Genomic DNA, 17,355 nt, shown 5'->3' on the forward strand with positions numbered 1-17,355 from the left:
CCCGCCAAGGCTTATGGGCAATAAACATGATATTTTTTGCTTTATTTGATGAAATCGTCCATACACATTCGTTTATGTATCATATAGTGTAAATGTAACAGGCGGGAGGTGAAAATCTATGGGCTACGGTTATGGCGGATTCGGTGGATGCGGATATGAGCAATGTGGCAACCAAGGAAATTCTTTCGCATTAATTGTTGTGCTTTTTATTCTTCTAGTCATTGTGGGCGCAGCTTTTTATTGCTAAACGATTGCTTGTGCTATTATCCAAAAATAATAGCACAGGCTGTTATACATATTGAACAAAAGCGCTAGCGTCCTTACAGGTGTTGAACATTATTCTGTTGCAAATATTTGAGTCAATTTTGTCACTTAAAATCTGTGTGTGTAAGTCTGAACTATTTGGATGTGTGCTAAAACTGTTGATTTCCACTGCAGGCGGACGCTTTCCGTTCCAATCAACGATGTAGTGCTCCGAATTAATGAATGATTAAATGATAGTCTATACTTCGGACTAAGAATAAGTTGAAATGTTTATGATATTGACTTCGATGAATCAAAACAGTAAAGCAAACCACCGAAAATAATTTTCAAACATGTAATTGTTCATTTCAAGGTTGTGGAAAAGACTTTTGAAACGTTCCACTAGTACATCCTGTATGTTCAAAGGTAGACGTGGCTCACTTTGTCGCGAACAAAAGGAGTCGAAAACTTTTATATTTCTTTACTATTGAAATATTGTATCCCCTACAATTAACCAATAATAATTTTCTCTTTTGGATAATGGTACTTCCCACGCTTCTTACTATTTTTAAACATAAACAAAAAGGTGATAATGCCTACCCTGCCAATAAACATCAGCAGCATTAAAATAATTTTACTAGTCATGCTTATCTCACTTGTGATCCCTAGGGAAAGTCCCACTGTACCGAACGCTGAAGTCACCTCAAATATAATTTCCGTTAACGAAAACGGCTCAATCGCAGAAATGACCATTACCGCACTTGAGACAATAATAATCGCCATCAGCGTAACCGTAACAGCTTTTAATAAATCTTCTTCATGAACTTCCCTGTTGAATATACGGATGCTCTCCCCTCCCCTGGCATAGGTGATAATAAAGATAATCACCAACGCAAAGGTAGTCGTACGAATACCACCACCAGCACTGCTCGGCGAAGCACCAATAAACATCAAAAAGGACATAAAAAGATGGTTTTGCTCTGTCAGCTGGGTGATATCCATCGTAGATAGACCACCGCTTCTTGTTGTAACCGATTGGAATAAAGCATAGAAGAATGCCTCATGCCAAGATTTATCCGCAAAGAAATTCGTAATATCCAGTAAAAATATCATAAGCGCACCTATAACAATTAAAGCGAAAAAGGTAACCGTTGTAACTTTTGCAAAGAGGCTAAAACGAAATAATATGCGTTTATCCTTTTGAGAAAAGACAAATTGTTTTACTTCTATTAAGACCGGAAACCCTATTGCTCCAAAGATGATCAATAACATATTAATGAGCTGCACGAAATAGTCATCTTTAAATGGGATAAGTGAGTTCCCTGTAATGTCAAAGCCACCATTGGAAACAGCACTAATAGTCCCAAAAAAGCCATTTAAATAAGCTTCCCCTGCTGTTGGATAATATTGTAGAAAATAAGTCCCTAATACAATAAAACCGATCAATTCGATCGTTAATAATACATAAACAATTTGCTTGATCAATCGGACCATCCCCGAGAATCCGGTTTGATTCTGATCTGTCATAATTAAGCGTCGTTCTTTTAGTCCAATTTTCTTACCTAACAGCAGCCATATTAACGTACCAATCGACATAACTCCGACTGCACCGAGCTGTAAGATAAATCCAAGAAAAATAATCCCCGTGGTACTCAGTGTGTCTGCAAGTGTTATGGAACTTAACCCTGTAACACTTAATGCACTTACCGCTGTGAAAACAATGTCAATAAACGGAACTTCTACCCCATCCTGATAAACGATCGGCAAAGACATAAGCAGTGTTGAAATAATTACTGTAATAAAATAAAAAAATAATAACATTTGCGCTGGGGATAATTTATTTACCCAGCCTAAGAGCCGATATCGTTCATGCATAAGCCTTACTCCTTAACTTACCTAATATTAATTATCCTTTTAAAAAATGACTGTTTTCGCATATACCGACTGCCAATAAAGCATTCCCGTTTATTGTTTCCTGCAAAAACAATAATCTAGAACAGCCAAAGAAATATAATGATAGTATATCAGCCCAATCCCTTGATTGAAACAAAAAGATTAGCCTTTACTGGGCTAATCTTTTATGTTAACTCTTTAAATTTCTCCAGAAGGTCATTTCCTTGATATCCTGCATCAATCAAATTGGTCAGCATTTCTTCAATTTTATGCTTTTGTCTATCTACAATTGTTCCTTTAAATAGAACATTAATATTTTCTCCTATTTCGTTTAGCCCAATTAGTGATGTAATAAATGTAGCATAGTCATTGCTTTCCTTTGTAATTTTCACTTGTAATAATACTTCATGTTTGTCCGCCTGTAATGCTTTAAAAAATGTTAAATAACTTCGTGCTACATATGCTTCAATCACCCAATGGTTTTGCTCATCCTCTTGGTTAATGATTAAGCCATCTTCCAATCTGATCTTGTTTTGCATAATTTCATCATCTTCTTGTTCAACAATTTCAAGTGTTTTTAATTTAAAGGTTTTCATCTATTAACCTCCAATATAGGACATTTCAATTTTCTTGCGATTTCCTTTTTTTCCTTCCGATCTTTCATCAGAATACCGGTCAGTTCTATCTCCCCATAATGCTGAAAGTTCCTGTTTAAGCTGTATATCTGTAAGCCCATTTCTTAATTTTTCTTTAATATTAAATCCTTCGGAAGCAAACAGACATGTATAAAGCTTCCCATCTGCCGATAAACGAATGCGCGTACACGTTCCACAAAAGGAATCTGTTACAGATGAAATAACACCTATTTCCCCCCCACCATCACTGTATTGATACCTGGAAGCAACTTCACCATAATAGTTGCTTTCAACTGATTCAAGTGGCATTTCTTTGTCAATCGTATCAACGATCTGTTGTTTGGAAACGACATTATTTAAATCCCAGCCATTATGGTTACCGACATCCATAAATTCAATATAACGCAGAATGACATCTTTCCCCTTGAAGTAACGGGCCATCGGCAGGATTTGACTTTCATTCATCCCTTTTTTAGCGACCATATTAATCTTCACTTTTAACCCGGCTTCCTGGGCCGCTTCAATCCCCTTCATCACTGGAAGTGTACCGACTCCCCGACCGTTAATTTGTTGAAACACTTCATCCTCAATCGCGTCTAGACTAAGATTCACACGATTCAGGCCAGCAGCTTTGAGCTTTTTTGCCCGCTTTGCCAACAGAATGCCATTCGTTGTCAAGGCAATATCTTTAATTCCCGGTATTGTTAATAATCGAGCGATTAATTGATCGAGATTCTTTCGCAACAATGGTTCTCCACCAGTAATACGGATTTTTTCTACTCCTAATTGGGCGAAAGACTTTGCTAAACGAACGATTTCATCAAAACTTAACTGCTCACTTTCAGATAAAAAGGGATAATCTGCTCCGAATATTTCTTTCGGCATACAATAAACACAGCGGAAATTGCATTGGTCAATCACGGAAATCCGTAAATCCTTCAGCATTCTGCCAAAATGATCTTTGATAGGTTTAATTTCACTTTCCACTGCAATCACTCCTCCTTGTTAAAATGCTTGTTGACCCTCTGATTCAGTTAATAAAAGTGCTTCCACCTGATCACCTTTGTCATAACCACGTGTGCCACCTGGTAAGACCATCAGTGCTGTCGCATGCGCCAAAGAGGTAACCACATTGGATTGATCTATCCCAGATAACTTCAACTTCACTTCTCCATGGTCATATGTAACATAGCTACGTACAAATCTCATAAACGGATTTGGTTTCGGGAACTCATCTGCCAATGTCGCTTGAATCCGTTTCAAGAACGGCTTATTATTGAATAGCGCATGCTGTATAATTGGTCTGGTAAACAGTTCAAATCCAACATAGCACGCGGATGGATTTCCTGATAACCCGAACAATAGCTGACCATCCCTCACCGCAACCGTTGTTACACTGCCTGGGCGCATCGCTACTTTATTAAAAAGCACTTCTGCCCCCAATTCAGCAAAAATAGCTGGCATCAAATCGAAATCTCCTACAGAAACGCCACCCGTTGTAATTAATATATCCACCTCTTCCAGTGCCTGCTCGATCAATGCATAGCTCGGTTCGAATTCATCTGCCATTTTCCCAAAATATTTATACTGGGCACCGGCTTGTTTAATTTGTGATGCGATCATATATGCATTGGAATTACGAATTTTTCCAGGTTCTAATTTCTCATCAACATCTAACAACTCTGTACCAGTAGCAATAACACCTATGATCGGCTGTTTGGCTACTTGCACCTCGTGATAGCCGAACGTTGCCATAACGGCTTTCACTCCAGGATTTATCATTGTTCCTGCATCAATCAGTTTTTCACCCTGTTTTACCTCAGAACCTTCCTGCATGACATTTTGATTTACTTCCATCTTCCTTTTTATCGACATGAACGGTTGTCCGTCAACTTCATAAGCTTTGCATACCTCAAACATGGCAACACAATCTGCACCAGCAGGGATTTTAGCACCTGTCATAATCCTTGTTGCTTGACCTGTTGCTAGTTTCTTTAACGGGACCTGTCCGGCACCAATATGTTCCACAACTTCAAATTCAATTGGATTATCTCGTGAAGCGTTTTCCGTATCAACTGAACGAAGCGCAAATCCATCGTATGGTGATTTATCAAATGATGGAATGTTATTTGTTGCAATAATTGGTTCTGCCAACCTTCGAAAATCGCTATCATGAATCGATATTTTTTCCTTTTTTCCAGCGAAACGGTAATTCATCACTTTTTGGACGGCTTCACCTACCGGAAGCGGTTTGCGTATTTCCACCACATTAGACCAATCCTTTCTTTATTTCCTGCTAGGCGTTAATATTTTCAATAATTAAAGTGTATCAAAAATAAGCTTTAATTGATATGGTTTCCATCCCTATTTCATCTAAAATAGCGAGGCAAGACCGTGGAAGGAAAAAAATAGAAAGTATATTTACATGCAAAAGTTATCAATATAATAGGGAAGATCGATTCTAAAGGAGGATTCTTATGACAGTAGCTAGCCAGGTAAAACAAACGATTGCAGGGTTAAAAAGTGCACAGGCAAGCTTCGAACAATTTGCACTTCAGACGGATAATAAACAAGCAAAAAAGCTTTATCAGGATGCGGCACAGCAAACAATGACCGTTTTACAAAATGTTGAGCCGAGAATGCAAGAAATTGAACAGGAAGAACCACAATACAAGCAATAAATCTTATTTGGGGTTGGTTGCTGCCAACCTCCTTCCTATCTTTGGAAATGAGGGAATAATGATGTATCTGCACAAAATAATGATTGTATTACTTTTTCCCCTTCTACTTATCGGCTGTGGAACCGACTCAGCCAACGATTCAACCAAACATAATAATCAATCAATTGAATTGACCAACACAGCTGCGAACAGTCCGATTGATCAACAACCTGCCAACCAGGCAAAACGAGCACTTAGTCAATATGACGGCATCACATCCGTAAAGGCTGTTAACACGAAGGATGAACTTTTAATTGCAGTGGAAATTGAGCATCACAGACGATTTAAATTGGAAAATACTAGAAAAGAACTAACAAAACAAATGAAAAAGCAATTCCCAAACTTGAAAGTTGAATTATCAACTGACCAAAAAATTAATCTTGAATTAGAAAAGCTGGAAAAGGAACTTCAATCGAAAGCTATACCTAAGAAAGAACTGACAAAAGAAATCAAGCAGCTGATCAAGCTAACGAAAGAAAAGACTTAAAAGAAGAGAGTGAATAGACCTTGGCAGATAAAAAGAAAAAGAACCTACCACCTGTTGCGCAAGAATATCAAGTCTTTCAGCAACAAAGGGAAACCAAAAGAACGCTATTCAAAAACTGCATCAAGGCATTTTTGGTTGGTGGATTTATTTGTTTTATCGGTCAAATCATTTCAACTTTATATATGTATTTCTTCAACTTTACAGAAATGACAGTTGGGAATCCGACCGTAGCAACGTTAATTTTTATTACCATGCTATTAACTGGTTTTGGTGTCTATGATCGAATCGGTCAATTTGCAGGGGCTGGCTCTGCTGTACCTGTTACCGGTTTTGGTAATGCCGTTATTGCTTCAGCTATTGAGCACCGGACAGAAGGATTCATTCTAGGTGTAGGCAGCAACATGCTGAAATTAGCCGGTCCGGTGATTGTATATGGCGTATTTGCCGCCTTTGTTATTGCGCTTATCAAAACGATTTTAACCAGTTGGGGGGGCTTATAATGTTAATTGGTCATCAAACATGGCGATTCGATAAAAAACCTGTCATTATTCAAACAGGCACTGTTGGCGGCCCCTTTGAAGCTAAAGGAAAAATTCCCAATGCCTTTGATCTCTTACATGACGATATCTGGCTTAAACAAGATTCTTTTGAAAAGGCACAACAAATGATGATGGAAGAAGCGTGTCAAATTGCAATTAAAAAAAGTGATATTAGTATCGGACAAGTCAAGTTTTTTATTAGTGGAGATTTAATCAATCAAATTACGCCAACAACCTTTGCAGCAAAAACGATGGACCTTCCCTACTTTGGATTATTCAGTGCCTGCGCGACATCTACCGAAAGTCTTGCACTAGCCGCCGCTATTATCAATGGTGATGGTGCTGACTATATCTTAAGTGGTACCTCCAGCCACAATGCTGCAGCAGAAAGACAATTTCGTTATCCTACTGAATATGGCGGACAGAAACCGCCTACTGCACAGTGGACAGTAACTGGAGCTGGGTGCGCCTTAGTTGCTAAAGAAGGAAATGGGCCTGTCGTTACCGCAGCAACCATTGGTAAAGTCGTCGACATGGGCCTCACAGATCCATTTAATATGGGAGGTGCGATGGCCCCCGCTGCTGTCGACACAATTGAGACGCATTTAAAAGAAAGAGACGTCAATGCTTCCTTTTACGATTTAATCATTACTGGTGATCTGGGGCATATTGGTAGGAAGGTGTCTTTAGATCTGCTAAGGGAACGCGGGATCGATATCTCGGATGAACAATATGTCGATTGTGGCTTAACCATTTACCGGGAAGACCAACCGATTCTTGCTGGCGCAAGTGGCCCGGCATGTTCAGCAATCGGAATGTATGGTCATTTTCTTCGTTTAATGGAACAAGGAGAAGTAAATCGGATGCTTGTCGTAGCAACTGGCTCCCTCCATTCTCCAATGAGCATGCAGCAAAAAGATACCATCCCTTGCATTGCTCATGCTGTTGCAATCGAATCAGGAAGTGACCCATCATGATGTTTTTTTGGGCGTTTGTTGTAGGTGGGATCATTTGCGTAATCGGACAAATTATGTTTGATGTCTTCAAATTAACACCAGCTCACACCTTAACCATTCTTGTTATCTCCGGTGCTGTTTTAGACGGACTTGGATGGTATGAACCACTGATTGACTTCGCTGGGGCCGGTGCAACTGTACCAATCACAAGTTTTGGTAATTCATTGGTGCACGGTGCAATGGCTGAGGCAGAAAAACACGGCATTGTCGGGGTTATTACCGGTATGTTTGAAATTACCAGTGCAGGCATCTCTGCTGCCATCATTTTTGGTGTAATTGGGGCAATACTATTTAAACCAAAAGGATAAAAGGGAGGGTTTATATGACTGTTGGATCACAAGTAAAAAGCTGTTTTTCAACCATAAAGAGCGCTGAAGCATCTTTAAGCCTATTGGCAAAGAAAACACAGCAGGACCAAAGCAGACAAGCTTTTACGCAATCAGCGCAACTGATTTCAGAAATAAAAGAAGACCTAAAAAAACAGGTCATCCAATTAGCAAAAGAGGAACCACAATATAAATAACAATGTAGGAAAGGGTGAAAAATGATGCCGGAATGGCTCACTATTATAGCCAGATCATTTATACTTGTTTCTGTATTATTTGTCATCACAAAATGGCTCGGAAAAAAACAAATGTCGGAGTTAAATATTTTTGAATATATTTCCGGCATTGTTTTAGGTGGAATTGTTGCTATCCATTCTATTGACGCACAGATTAACTTTATATACGGATTACTCGCAATCTTTGTATGGTTTCTAGTTCCTTTCACCATAGAACAAATTTCCTTAAAAAGTAAAACATTTCGTGACTGGACCCAAGGGAAGAGTACAATTTTCATTCAAGATGGGAAAATCATGGAAGATAACTTAAAGAAGGAAGGGTATTCATCAGATGATTTACTCGAAAAGTTACGAGCGAACGATGTTTTTCTGGCATCTGATGTCGAGTTTGCCGTTTTAGAACCTTCAGGCTCATTAAGTATTTTACCAAAGAGGGAAAATCAACCACTAACACCAAAGGATATTGGACTTAAGACTGCACCACAAAAAGAACCACAAACCGTGGTCATGGACGGAAAAGTATTATTGGAGCCCTTGACCAATATGTCGTTAAACACCAATTGGTTGGAGACTGAATTAGACAAAATGAATGTCAGCATCGAAAACGTCTTTTTAGCTCAAGCTGATACAGATGGGCAATTGACGATTGATTTGTATGACGATAAACTCACAGTTGCTGAAGCAACAGAAAAACCCCTTCTACTTGCTTCGCTGAAAAAGTGCCAAGCGGATTTGGAATTATTTGCTTTAGCAACAGAGAATGAGGAGACAAAAGAGATGTATCAAAGAAATAGTGAGAAAGTACAAAAAGCGATTGATTTGATTACGCCTTATTTGGGATAACGAAATTATAATGCCCGACTATAAAAAAACCAACAGAAATGTCTGCTGGCCTTCTCAGCTCTATTTAATCCGTAATGCTACTTTCCCAAATTGATTTGCTTCCCGTAAATAATCAAATGCGCCTTGGGCATTATCTAAGGAAAAAATGCTATCGACCACTGGATGCATATTATAATTCTCGACGTGTTCCAGCATGGCACGCAGCTCCTGTCGGCTTCCCATTGTCGTACCAATTAATCGATACTGCCCATAAAAGAATGCTCGTAAATTAAGTTCAACGTTATCTTCCGTTGTGGCTCCAAAAACAACGATTCGTCCGCCTTTTTTCAATACTTCCAGTGAGCGATTAAACGTAGCTCGTCCCACACTGTCAATTACCAGATCAATCGTTTCGTTGACTAATTCTTTCGGCCAATCACTTGCTGTATCAAGTACAATATCTGCACCAAGTTCCTTCGCCTGTTTACGTTTGTCCTCACTTCGGGAAGTCACAATTACCTTTGCCCCGATATTTTTTGCAAAAGAAATCAAATAAGTGGCGACACCACTACCTGCACCAGGGATAAACACGGTTTCATCTGCTTTTATTTCCCCTTTTGTAAACAATGCCCGAAATCCGGTAAGTGCGGATAAAGCTAGCACACCCGCTTCATCCCACGAAAGATGTGCAGGCTTAGGTTCCACTTGTTCCGCGGACAGCACAATTTTTTCTGCAAATGTACCATTGTCAGGCATTCCGAGGATATCAAATCCTTGTGGTGGTGCATCACTATTATCCTGCCAACGGAGTGCCGGATTAATGATTACCTCATCCCCAACTGTAACACCATTAACACCCACGCCAACTGAATCAATCGTACCGGCACCATCAGACCCTAAAATTAATGCATCGGCTTCAGACCCGCGACGATTGGGCAATCCCAGGTCACGACGATTTAAACCTGCAGCATGAAGTGATACAACAACCTCTCCTTCTCCCGCTATCGGTTCTTTCATTTCTTTCAATTTCATTTCTCCATATTCATGTACAAATGCTTTCAATGGTTTCATCCTTTCTACTAATTCCCTGTATTCCCATACTATATATCAAATGGGTCTGTTTCTGCACAGAAACAGACCCATCCATCTTACTACTCTCTTCCCATACCACGGAGAAAGCCCAGCAGCATCGTAATACTACGATTAACTTCAGGGTTTTTTAACGTCTTCATCAGCCCCATATAGGAAGTGGGTTCTTCTTTTGAGGCTACGCGTGCTTCCCCCATCCCCTCATTGATCTTTTCCACAAAATAAGAGATTTGATCCACTTTCAGATCACCAAGTAGAAAAAATAACTCACTCATATTTTCCAGTGTGGAAGCGTATTGCGGTTTGTTTATTTCTCCAACGACATTTTCCAATGCATCTTGTTTGTGCTTGACAAGCGCATTTAAAGCATCCAATGCGCCACTTTCGTCTAATGTTGCAAGTAGATCAATACCCTTTAAAATCACGTCCTTGTTCTCACTAACTGCCGCTGTCACTTCAGCCAGGTTTTGCTCTTCAATAGCCTCTTCGGAAAATTCCATTCGCTTCATTTCTGTAATTGGATTAGCCATTTTGCTTCACCTGACTCCCTGGGAAAATATAATCGGTCCGTTCCCATTTACGTTTTACCTCGACACCATTTTGCGGCTGGCGGTTACCCCGTCGATGATTGTGACCTGGTAATGGACTTTTTCCCTGCTTTTTAATTACCTTCATTTTTACTGCGATTTCTTTATATGCAGGTGTATTCGTATCCTTATCTACACGGTTATCTGTTAAATAGTTCACTGCCAATTTCCCGTTTGAATTTAAAGGTAAATAAAGTTCTTTTCCGGAAACACGATCTGTAATGTGTACAGGACCTGTTACCTCCCCTGTATGGGAAATCAATTTAACTTCAGCACCTTCTGTCACACCTCGCTCCTCCGCTAGTTCCGGAGAAATTTCAATAAAAGCTGTCGGCATTTCTCTTGTAATGGCTGCAGATTTATAGGTCATATTTCCTTCATGGAAGTGCTCCAGCACCCTGCCATTGTTTACATGTAAATCAAATTCATCATCCGTGTCATATAAAAGCTCATATTCCAATGGATATAAATTCGCCTTGTTATCTTCAAACGGAAAACCATCAACAAATAGCAACGGTGTATCCGTTCCATCTGCAGCAACTGGCCATTGTAAGCTATTATAACCTTCCAATAGATCATAGCTGACACCCGCGAACAATGGTGCAAGAGATGCCGCTTCCTTCATAATCTCTGATGGGTGGGTATAATCCCAATTATATCCCATTGCATTTGCTATTTCTTTCAGGATAACCCAGTCCGGTTTCGAATCTCCTACAGGATCCAACACTTGATATAAACGTTGAATTCGTCTTTCCGTATTCGTAAATGTACCTTCCTTTTCCAGACTTGGAGCCGCCGGCAGAATGACATCGGCAAATTCCGCTGTCCGCGTAAAGAACAAATCTTGAACAACAAAGAAATCTAGCTTTTCAAATGCATCGGTTACATAATTAATATTTGCATCAACAATTCCAGTATCTTCGCCAATAACAAATAATGAAGTCAATTCACCATCGTGAATCGCACGAATCATTTCATGGTTGTCTTTTCCTGGCTCAATAGGAATTTCCGTATTCCATGCGGCTTCATAACGTTCTCTTACCGCATCATTTGCGACCTTTTCATACCCTGGGAAGAAATTGGGCATACTCCCGAAGTCACTGCAGCCCTGCACATTATTGTGACCACGTAATGGATAGGCACCAGCCCCGCTTTTCATATAGTTACCCGTAATGAGTAACAAGTTAGAAATTGCTGTACTGGTATCACTACCCAGTTGATGCTGTGTAACACCCATCGCCCAGCATATAGCCACTTTATCAACACTTACGATTTGCTTTGCTATTTCTTTTAAATCGGCCTGTGAAATGCCTGTTAATGCTTCCGCGTATTCTAACGTAAATTGACTTAAGCTTTCCTTATAATCAGCAAAATGATTGACCCATTCATCAATAAACGCTTTACTTTCCCATCCCTGATCAATAATATATTTGGTTACTGCCGATAACCAGACTAAATCTGTCCCACTCTTAGGCTGGAAAAACCGATCCGCACGTTGAGCCATTTCATGTTTACGCAAATCAAATACGTACAATTTCTGGCCAAACAGTTTATGGGAGCGTTTAATTCTTGATGCAATCACGGGGTGGGATTCTGCCGTATTTGACCCAATTACCATGACCATATCCGCTGCTGCAATGTCATCAATCGAACCGGAGTCTCCCCCATGTCCAACTGTACGAAACAATCCTTGTGTCGCCGGCGACTGGCAATAGCGCGAACAGTTATCCACATTGTTGGTCCCAATCACCTGCCGGGAAAGCTTTTGCATTAAGTAAGATTCTTCGTTTGTTGCCTTGGATGAAGAAATAAATCCAAGTGCATCCGGACCTTTCTCCTGTTTGATTTCATTAAAACGCTTGGCTACATAGTTTAACGCCTCGTCCCATTCCACTTCAGCAAAATGATCTTCTTTTCTAATAAGTGGTTTGGTTAATCGTTCTTCAGCATTCACATAATCCCAACCGAATTTCCCTTTAATACAAGTTGAAATCCCATTTGCTGGTGAATCGTGCTGTGGTTCCACTTTTAAAATTTTACGATCTTTTGTCCACACATCAAATGTACAGCCTACGCCACAATATGTACAAACGGTTTTTGTTTTTTCAATCCGTTCTTCGCGCATGGCTGCCTCTGTATCAGAAATCGCAAATAAACCGCCATATCCGGCCTCCACCTTTTTCGTTACGTCAATCATGGAGCGTAATAATCCCGGTGGCTGATCGGTCATATAACCAGCTTCACCAACCATTGAGGTTTCCATGATCGCATTACATGGGCATACTGTTGCACATTGGCCACAACTCACACAAGAGGATTCATCGATTGGTACATCATTATCCCAAACGACACGCGGTTGTTCACGCTCCCAATCAATCAGCAGTGTCTCATTCACCTGCACATCCTGACATACTTCTACACAGCGTCCACAAAGAATACATTGATCCGGATCATAACGATAAAAGGATCCCGAATTATCCACTTCATACGGTTTCGCCTCAAATGGTCGGGATTGATGCTCCAATCCAAAATCTGCCACCGCATTATGAATTTCACACGTCCCATTGTTATAATCACAAACTGTACAATACAATTCATGATTCTCTAAAATCCGATCCAACGCTTCTTTTTGTGCCCGCTTGGTTGTATCTATTGTTGTATTTACATTCATTCCTGCTGTGATCGTAGTTCCGCAAGCCCGAACGATTTCATGATCAGCCTCAACCATACATGTATCACAGGTTTGTATGGGACCTAAAGATTCGTTATAACAAATCTGTGGTACAAATTCATCCGTTGTGTTAATTAAATCTAATAAATTCTGGCCTGGTTTCGCCAAATATTCCTTTTGATTAATCGTAACAATGATGTGCTCCTGCACGCGATACCTCCTCTATTTATATATATATGGGATTGTTATCCTGTATCCTCTTTTACTACCTTTTAAACAAACTAATGCAATTTTTAAATTACTCATAAAATGAAACTTCATTACTGCGATAAAATACAAGGATATCAATCCCTAATTAATTCAACTATTTCAATTATAGCAAAAGAAAGCGTTCTCGTGAATGGTCTTCTTTGATTATAAGAAATAAACAGCTACAATTGTTGAAACAATCAACCCAAGTATGACAGGGATGAAGTTCTTTCGTACCAGATCCATGACTGACACACCACAAAATCCAGCTATTGCAATGAGTGATGACCAGGCAACAATTGTACCTCCACCTGTCCAGATTGCCCCCATTTGACCAATCGCTGCCAATGTACCTGAATCGATTGAACCTGTTTGTAGCGAGGCTGCTAGTGCACCTGTAAGTGGTAATCCAGAAAATCCCGAACCGTCCAGACCAGTTATAATGCCAATCACCAGTATACTCATTCCAACCAACAAAGCATTTTGCGGCAGAAACTCCTGTGTTGACTGTACAAGATCGAATAAAAACCCCGGTGGATTATCCTCCACACCTAAAATAGATCCAGAAAATTCCGCGCTACCTAAAAAGAAAAATCCCGCAATTGGTATAACTGGCCCCATTGCTTTAAATGCAAAAACAAATCCGTCTGTGATGTGGTTACTAATATAATCAAGTGCATGCTGTCTGCCAAAAGCAACAGTTGATAGTAACAATAATATAACAGCAACCCCACCAATAAACGCCGCACCATCACCACCCTCTAAGCCGCTCATTCTGCCAACAGACAGTTTTGTATAGATCATGTAGATAACGACACCCACTAATGCTAAAGGAACAAAAATCGAAAATAACTTACTCCACGCCATTAAATGACGGGTCCGTACTTCATTCTTTGCTGCTGTAGTCGATTGTAATTTACGGGCATCCTGTTCATTCATCGGATCCCCTTTTTCCCGTATCGATTTCCGATAGAACAAATAAGCTAAAAGAATTGCTACGCCACCTGTAATCAATGATAAGATGAGTGATTTGTCAGCAACAATCGCTGTATCGATCCCAGCAGATTTTGCTGAGAGACTCGGAGCCACCTGCACAATATAATCCGAGGACAATGCCATCCCTTGTCCGGCAATCGCTATTGCAACCGCCGCAGTCATTGCTGGCAGTCCGGATCTTACAGCTGCTGGTACAAGTAATGCACAAATTAAAGGAACAGCCGGTGTTGGCCAAAAGAACAATGATATAACATAGGTGACAACGACAAGCACAAAAAAGGAAACATGCCCATTCACCATCCATTTTTGGATTGGCCGAATCATACGTTGGTCCGCACCCAAATCACGCAAGGAATGTAACAGTGCGATCATAAACGTAATGATTAAGAAGATATTAAACAATTCCTGTGCGGCAACTAAATTCGCATTAAATATCGCTGTAAATCCTTCCACAACGTTCCCCTTATACACCCATGCAATTACAAAAGTCCCCAATAAAGTCGGGAGTACAACTCCTTTTCGAAAAACCATTGTAGCAATTATCATTAAGGTAAAGAAACCATATAACCAATGAGATATTGTAAGTTCCACCATCGACTATCCCCCTCCTCAGGCTGTGCTATAGCCTATGCAGGAGACAAGAAAATGGCGACCTTTTTCACAATTATAGACAGCCTGTTCTCTAATTGATTGTTGTTTTTTCTAAGTAATGAATCATATTTCTTGTCTTACCGCTTCGGAAATATACTTCACGTATCCTAAAGTTTCCCTATATGTGAGATGCAGGTTTTACTGCCTGCAAAACTGCGATAAAAAGAAATATACCTTTTATGTTTTAATCTGGTCAGAGTGGGAATGCATAGAATATACAACAAATAAGGAGGATTCAACATTGAAACCATTCGTAAAAGAATACACTAATGATGAAAAACTACAAATTGACGTGAACATCTTAAAGGACAAAGGGATTGACAAGAAAGATGTTTACATTCTTTCACATGACGACGACAGAACAGACCGTATCGCAGACAATGCCGGTGCAAATGAAATTGGCTTAAAAGAGATGGATTTCTCAGAAGCAGTAGGCAATCTGTTCCATAAAAAAGGGGATGAATTACGTACAAAAGTACAAGAAATTGGTTTTTCCAAAGAAGAAGCGGAAAAATTTGAAGCAGATATGGATGAAGGTAAAGTGTTACTGATTGTAACAAACAATGACAATGTAAATAGTTATTTAGCATAAAGTAATGGACAACCTTCTCAATGAGAAGGTTGTCCATTTATTACTTTTCCGCCTTTTTCTCTGCGTGTACATTACAAAGGAACTTTCCGATTTGCAACTGTTCACCATTGAAGAAGCCATTTTATTAATAGACTGGTTTACAACAGGAACTGCATTGTAAAAGTACAATATTTTAGCTAGCGTTTAATAACACTTTCGGTTGTTTATGAAACAGGAAAAACACACAAATCGTACACAATATAAATGCCGGGAACATGTAGGATATATTATAAACAAATGAGTACAACCATACAGGCTGGCCTTCAATCGCTGAACTGAAGAAAACAACACCAGCAATATAATGGGCGATAAAACGAAGCATCGACCCAATAAATACACCTAAGGTAATATAGGATAAATAGACTCCCGTATTCCCCTTTTTCACTGCTAACTGGATCGGCTTTGCGAAAATACCAGCAACACCTAGTGCAGTAAAAGCAAAACCATAATCAATGAATCCTTGCAGCGGCGTTAATATATATGCTGTACCCACAGCAACCTGTAAAACGCCCCATAAAAATCCCGATATTAATCCACCTTTTATTCCCCAACGAAATGCCACGATAAATATTGGGATCATTGCAAATGAAATAGAACCACCCTGTGCCCAAATTTTAAATTGTAGAAATGGAACAAGATCTAAGACCAAAGCTAATGCAGTAAAAATAGCTACCTCAATTAAAAATAAAATCCTTTTTGAACTCAAATTAAAATTCCTCCCCATCTTAAATTGTACGATACTAAAAATTTGCAACAAAAAAAGCAATGCTGAGGGGAGACTTTCTGATGGGGACGCTCCACGCACATTACTTTTTATTCCATCAAAAAGACTACGATTCCTACGCTAGTACTAACTAACAGGTTCAAAGGGTAAGAACAAATGATGTTCACTCTCAGCCAAATGGCTCCCCCTGCAGGCTTTTCATTTATGCTTTTTTTATTATTCAGCTTTCATTCTACCATATCAATCGTACCCCGACAATATTATCGCACGCATTACTCAAATACTATTTCTGTATCTTCCAACGCCTTGGCCCAATGGTTATTAATCACTTTAACTAGTTCCTCCACGTTGCAGTCCAGATTTTTGGCTGGTATGTTTACTTGCGCATCAACAAGACCTTTATTCACATTGTTTAGCATACTTTTAATACCAGTTGTCCGATTAATAATGAGCTTTGGGTCATGGGTGTAGATACCAAGAAAAACTTGACCACCAAAATTGATAAAATCGATATCAGCAATTTCTTCCCATTTAATTAATCCCGCTCCAATGAAGCTGGAACGATCTATGATTCCCTCACCTGAAACAGTCAGCACAGGCTTCCGATTTATTACTTCTTTTACATAGTAAATCATGCATAATCCAAAGAAAATAATTGTTACAACACCAACGACTCCTAACCATAACGTTTCATCCTCTACTATCGCAAAACCGAGAAAGGCTCCACCTAGCAATACAAACACAGCACACATCACGCCAAGCCAGATCATTCTCCCTATCTTTGGAAAAACGATAAAATCATTCATACGACTGAATCCTCCACTTTTTATCTATCATATA

19 protein-coding genes and 1 riboswitch are annotated in these 17,355 nt (G+C 39.6%); of the genes, 9 read left to right on the plus strand and 10 right to left on the minus strand.

Features of this window, described 5'->3' with window-relative positions; all coding sequences use genetic code 11:
* The first annotated feature begins 118 nt into the window (after positions 1–118).
* Entirely contained in the window at positions 119–247 is a 129-nt protein-coding gene (locus JOC34_RS05490; RefSeq protein ID WP_205135697.1) for a YjcZ family sporulation protein, read from the plus strand.
* Between the two features lie 506 nt (positions 248–753).
* On the opposite strand, the gene JOC34_RS05495 is transcribed toward JOC34_RS05490, so the two are convergent.
* The 4 genes from JOC34_RS05495 to JOC34_RS05510 all read right to left on the minus strand — a co-directional run bounded on the left by JOC34_RS05495 (position 754) and on the right by JOC34_RS05510 (position 5,039).
* Entirely contained in the window at positions 754–2,118 is a 1,365-nt protein-coding gene (locus JOC34_RS05495; RefSeq protein WP_205135698.1) for a TrkH family potassium uptake protein, read from the minus strand.
* A 203-nt stretch (positions 2,119–2,321) separates the two neighbouring features.
* On the minus strand, positions 2,322–2,732 hold the full coding sequence (locus JOC34_RS05500) for a YwpF family protein (protein WP_205135699.1): 411 nt from the start codon (positions 2,730–2,732) through the stop codon (positions 2,322–2,324).
* A 3-nt stretch (positions 2,733–2,735) separates the two neighbouring features.
* Positions 2,736–3,758 carry a GTP 3',8-cyclase MoaA gene (moaA, locus tag JOC34_RS05505; protein ID WP_420856097.1) on the minus strand — a complete coding sequence of 341 codons (1,023 nt, stop codon included), beginning with the start codon at positions 3,756–3,758 and terminating at the stop codon, positions 2,736–2,738.
* An 18-nt stretch (positions 3,759–3,776) separates the two neighbouring features.
* A complete protein-coding gene (locus tag JOC34_RS05510) occupies positions 3,777–5,039 on the minus strand; it encodes a molybdenum cofactor synthesis domain-containing protein (RefSeq protein ID WP_205135700.1) in 1,263 nt (420 codons plus the stop codon).
* A gap of 209 nt (positions 5,040–5,248) precedes the next feature.
* Between JOC34_RS05510 and JOC34_RS05515 the strand changes: the two genes are divergently transcribed.
* The 7 genes from JOC34_RS05515 to JOC34_RS05545 all read left to right on the plus strand — a co-directional run bounded on the left by JOC34_RS05515 (position 5,249) and on the right by JOC34_RS05545 (position 8,938).
* Entirely contained in the window at positions 5,249–5,452 is a 204-nt protein-coding gene (locus JOC34_RS05515) for a DUF1657 domain-containing protein (RefSeq protein ID WP_205135701.1), read from the plus strand.
* 61 nt (positions 5,453–5,513) lie between these two features.
* Positions 5,514–5,978 carry a YhcN/YlaJ family sporulation lipoprotein gene (locus tag JOC34_RS05520; protein WP_205135702.1) on the plus strand — a complete coding sequence of 155 codons (465 nt, stop codon included), beginning with the start codon at positions 5,514–5,516 and terminating at the stop codon, positions 5,976–5,978.
* 20 nt (positions 5,979–5,998) lie between these two features.
* Complete coding sequence (gene spoVAC, locus JOC34_RS05525; RefSeq protein ID WP_205135703.1) at positions 5,999–6,478, plus strand: stage V sporulation protein AC; 480 nt, start codon at positions 5,999–6,001, stop codon at positions 6,476–6,478.
* On the plus strand, positions 6,478–7,494 hold the full coding sequence (spoVAD, locus tag JOC34_RS05530; protein WP_205135704.1) for a stage V sporulation protein AD: 1,017 nt from the start codon (positions 6,478–6,480) through the stop codon (positions 7,492–7,494). Before spoVAC ends, spoVAD begins: the two co-directional genes overlap by 1 nt.
* On the plus strand, positions 7,491–7,841 hold the full coding sequence (spoVAE, locus tag JOC34_RS05535; RefSeq protein WP_205135705.1) for a stage V sporulation protein AE: 351 nt from the start codon (positions 7,491–7,493) through the stop codon (positions 7,839–7,841). The genes spoVAD and spoVAE overlap by 4 nt, the downstream gene beginning before the upstream one ends.
* A 14-nt stretch (positions 7,842–7,855) precedes the next feature.
* The gene (locus tag JOC34_RS05540) at positions 7,856–8,056 is read left to right on the plus strand and encodes a DUF1657 domain-containing protein (RefSeq protein ID WP_205135706.1); all 201 of its coding nucleotides are present in this window, start codon (positions 7,856–7,858) and stop codon (positions 8,054–8,056) included.
* A 24-nt stretch (positions 8,057–8,080) separates the two neighbouring features.
* The gene (locus JOC34_RS05545; protein ID WP_205135707.1) at positions 8,081–8,938 is read left to right on the plus strand and encodes a DUF421 domain-containing protein; all 858 of its coding nucleotides are present in this window, start codon (positions 8,081–8,083) and stop codon (positions 8,936–8,938) included.
* A 60-nt stretch (positions 8,939–8,998) separates the two neighbouring features.
* Here the strand turns inward: JOC34_RS05545 and JOC34_RS05550 are convergent, their stop codons facing one another.
* From JOC34_RS05550 to JOC34_RS05565, 4 genes are all read right to left on the minus strand, one after another.
* Positions 8,999–9,979, minus strand: coding sequence for a zinc-binding dehydrogenase (locus JOC34_RS05550; RefSeq protein WP_205135708.1), 981 nt, complete (start codon positions 9,977–9,979; stop codon positions 8,999–9,001).
* A gap of 89 nt (positions 9,980–10,068) precedes the next feature.
* Positions 10,069–10,536, minus strand: a complete 468-nt coding sequence (locus tag JOC34_RS05555; protein WP_205135709.1) for a helical membrane plugin domain-containing protein — start codon at positions 10,534–10,536, stop codon at positions 10,069–10,071.
* The gene (gene fdhF, locus JOC34_RS05560) at positions 10,529–13,474 is read right to left on the minus strand and encodes a formate dehydrogenase subunit alpha (protein WP_205135710.1); all 2,946 of its coding nucleotides are present in this window, start codon (positions 13,472–13,474) and stop codon (positions 10,529–10,531) included. Before fdhF ends, JOC34_RS05555 begins: the two co-directional genes overlap by 8 nt.
* Before the next feature lie 204 nt (positions 13,475–13,678).
* Positions 13,679–15,100: a hypothetical protein gene (locus tag JOC34_RS05565; protein WP_205135935.1), complete on the minus strand. Its 1,422-nt coding sequence runs from the start codon at positions 15,098–15,100 to the stop codon at positions 13,679–13,681.
* Between the two features lie 301 nt (positions 15,101–15,401).
* Between JOC34_RS05565 and JOC34_RS05570 the strand changes: the two genes are divergently transcribed.
* A complete protein-coding gene (locus JOC34_RS05570) occupies positions 15,402–15,752 on the plus strand; it encodes a YflT domain-containing protein (RefSeq protein ID WP_205135711.1) in 351 nt (116 codons plus the stop codon).
* Between the two features lie 172 nt (positions 15,753–15,924).
* Here JOC34_RS05570 and thiT read toward each other — a convergent pair whose 3' ends face one another.
* Entirely contained in the window at positions 15,925–16,497 is a 573-nt protein-coding gene (thiT, locus tag JOC34_RS05575) for an energy-coupled thiamine transporter ThiT (protein ID WP_205135712.1), read from the minus strand.
* Positions 16,498–16,609: 112 nt separating this feature from the next.
* A riboswitch (TPP riboswitch) is annotated at positions 16,610–16,713 on the minus strand.
* A 74-nt stretch (positions 16,714–16,787) separates the two neighbouring features.
* The gene (locus JOC34_RS05580; protein ID WP_205135713.1) at positions 16,788–17,321 is read right to left on the minus strand and encodes an STM3941 family protein; all 534 of its coding nucleotides are present in this window, start codon (positions 17,319–17,321) and stop codon (positions 16,788–16,790) included.
* Positions 17,322–17,355: the final 34 nt, after the last annotated feature.

The organism is Virgibacillus halotolerans, from assembly GCF_016908515.1.
In the GTDB taxonomy this organism is placed as follows: domain Bacteria; phylum Bacillota; class Bacilli; order Bacillales; family Amphibacillaceae; genus Virgibacillus_M; species Virgibacillus_M halotolerans.

Bases quoted from the DNA above. Each gene is read 5' to 3' on its own strand.
- JOC34_RS05495 (WP_205135698.1), bottom strand. From the start codon at position 2,118: ATGCATGAACGATATCGGCTCTTAGGCTGGGTAAATAAATTATCCCCA.
- spoVAD (WP_205135704.1), top strand. From the start codon at position 6,478: ATGTTAATTGGTCATCAAACATGGCGATTCGATAAAAAACCTGTCATT.
- JOC34_RS05540 (WP_205135706.1), top strand. From the start codon at position 7,856: ATGACTGTTGGATCACAAGTAAAAAGCTGTTTTTCAACCATAAAGAGC.
- JOC34_RS05490 (WP_205135697.1), top strand. From the start codon at position 119: ATGGGCTACGGTTATGGCGGATTCGGTGGATGCGGATATGAGCAATGT.
- JOC34_RS05545 (WP_205135707.1), top strand. From the start codon at position 8,081: ATGCCGGAATGGCTCACTATTATAGCCAGATCATTTATACTTGTTTCT.
- spoVAE (WP_205135705.1), top strand. From the start codon at position 7,491: ATGATGTTTTTTTGGGCGTTTGTTGTAGGTGGGATCATTTGCGTAATC.
- JOC34_RS05515 (WP_205135701.1), top strand. From the start codon at position 5,249: ATGACAGTAGCTAGCCAGGTAAAACAAACGATTGCAGGGTTAAAAAGT.
- JOC34_RS05520 (WP_205135702.1), top strand. From the start codon at position 5,514: ATGTATCTGCACAAAATAATGATTGTATTACTTTTTCCCCTTCTACTT.
- JOC34_RS05555 (WP_205135709.1), bottom strand. From the start codon at position 10,536: ATGGCTAATCCAATTACAGAAATGAAGCGAATGGAATTTTCCGAAGAG.
- JOC34_RS05500 (WP_205135699.1), bottom strand. From the start codon at position 2,732: ATGAAAACCTTTAAATTAAAAACACTTGAAATTGTTGAACAAGAAGAT.
- JOC34_RS05580 (WP_205135713.1), bottom strand. From the start codon at position 17,321: ATGAATGATTTTATCGTTTTTCCAAAGATAGGGAGAATGATCTGGCTT.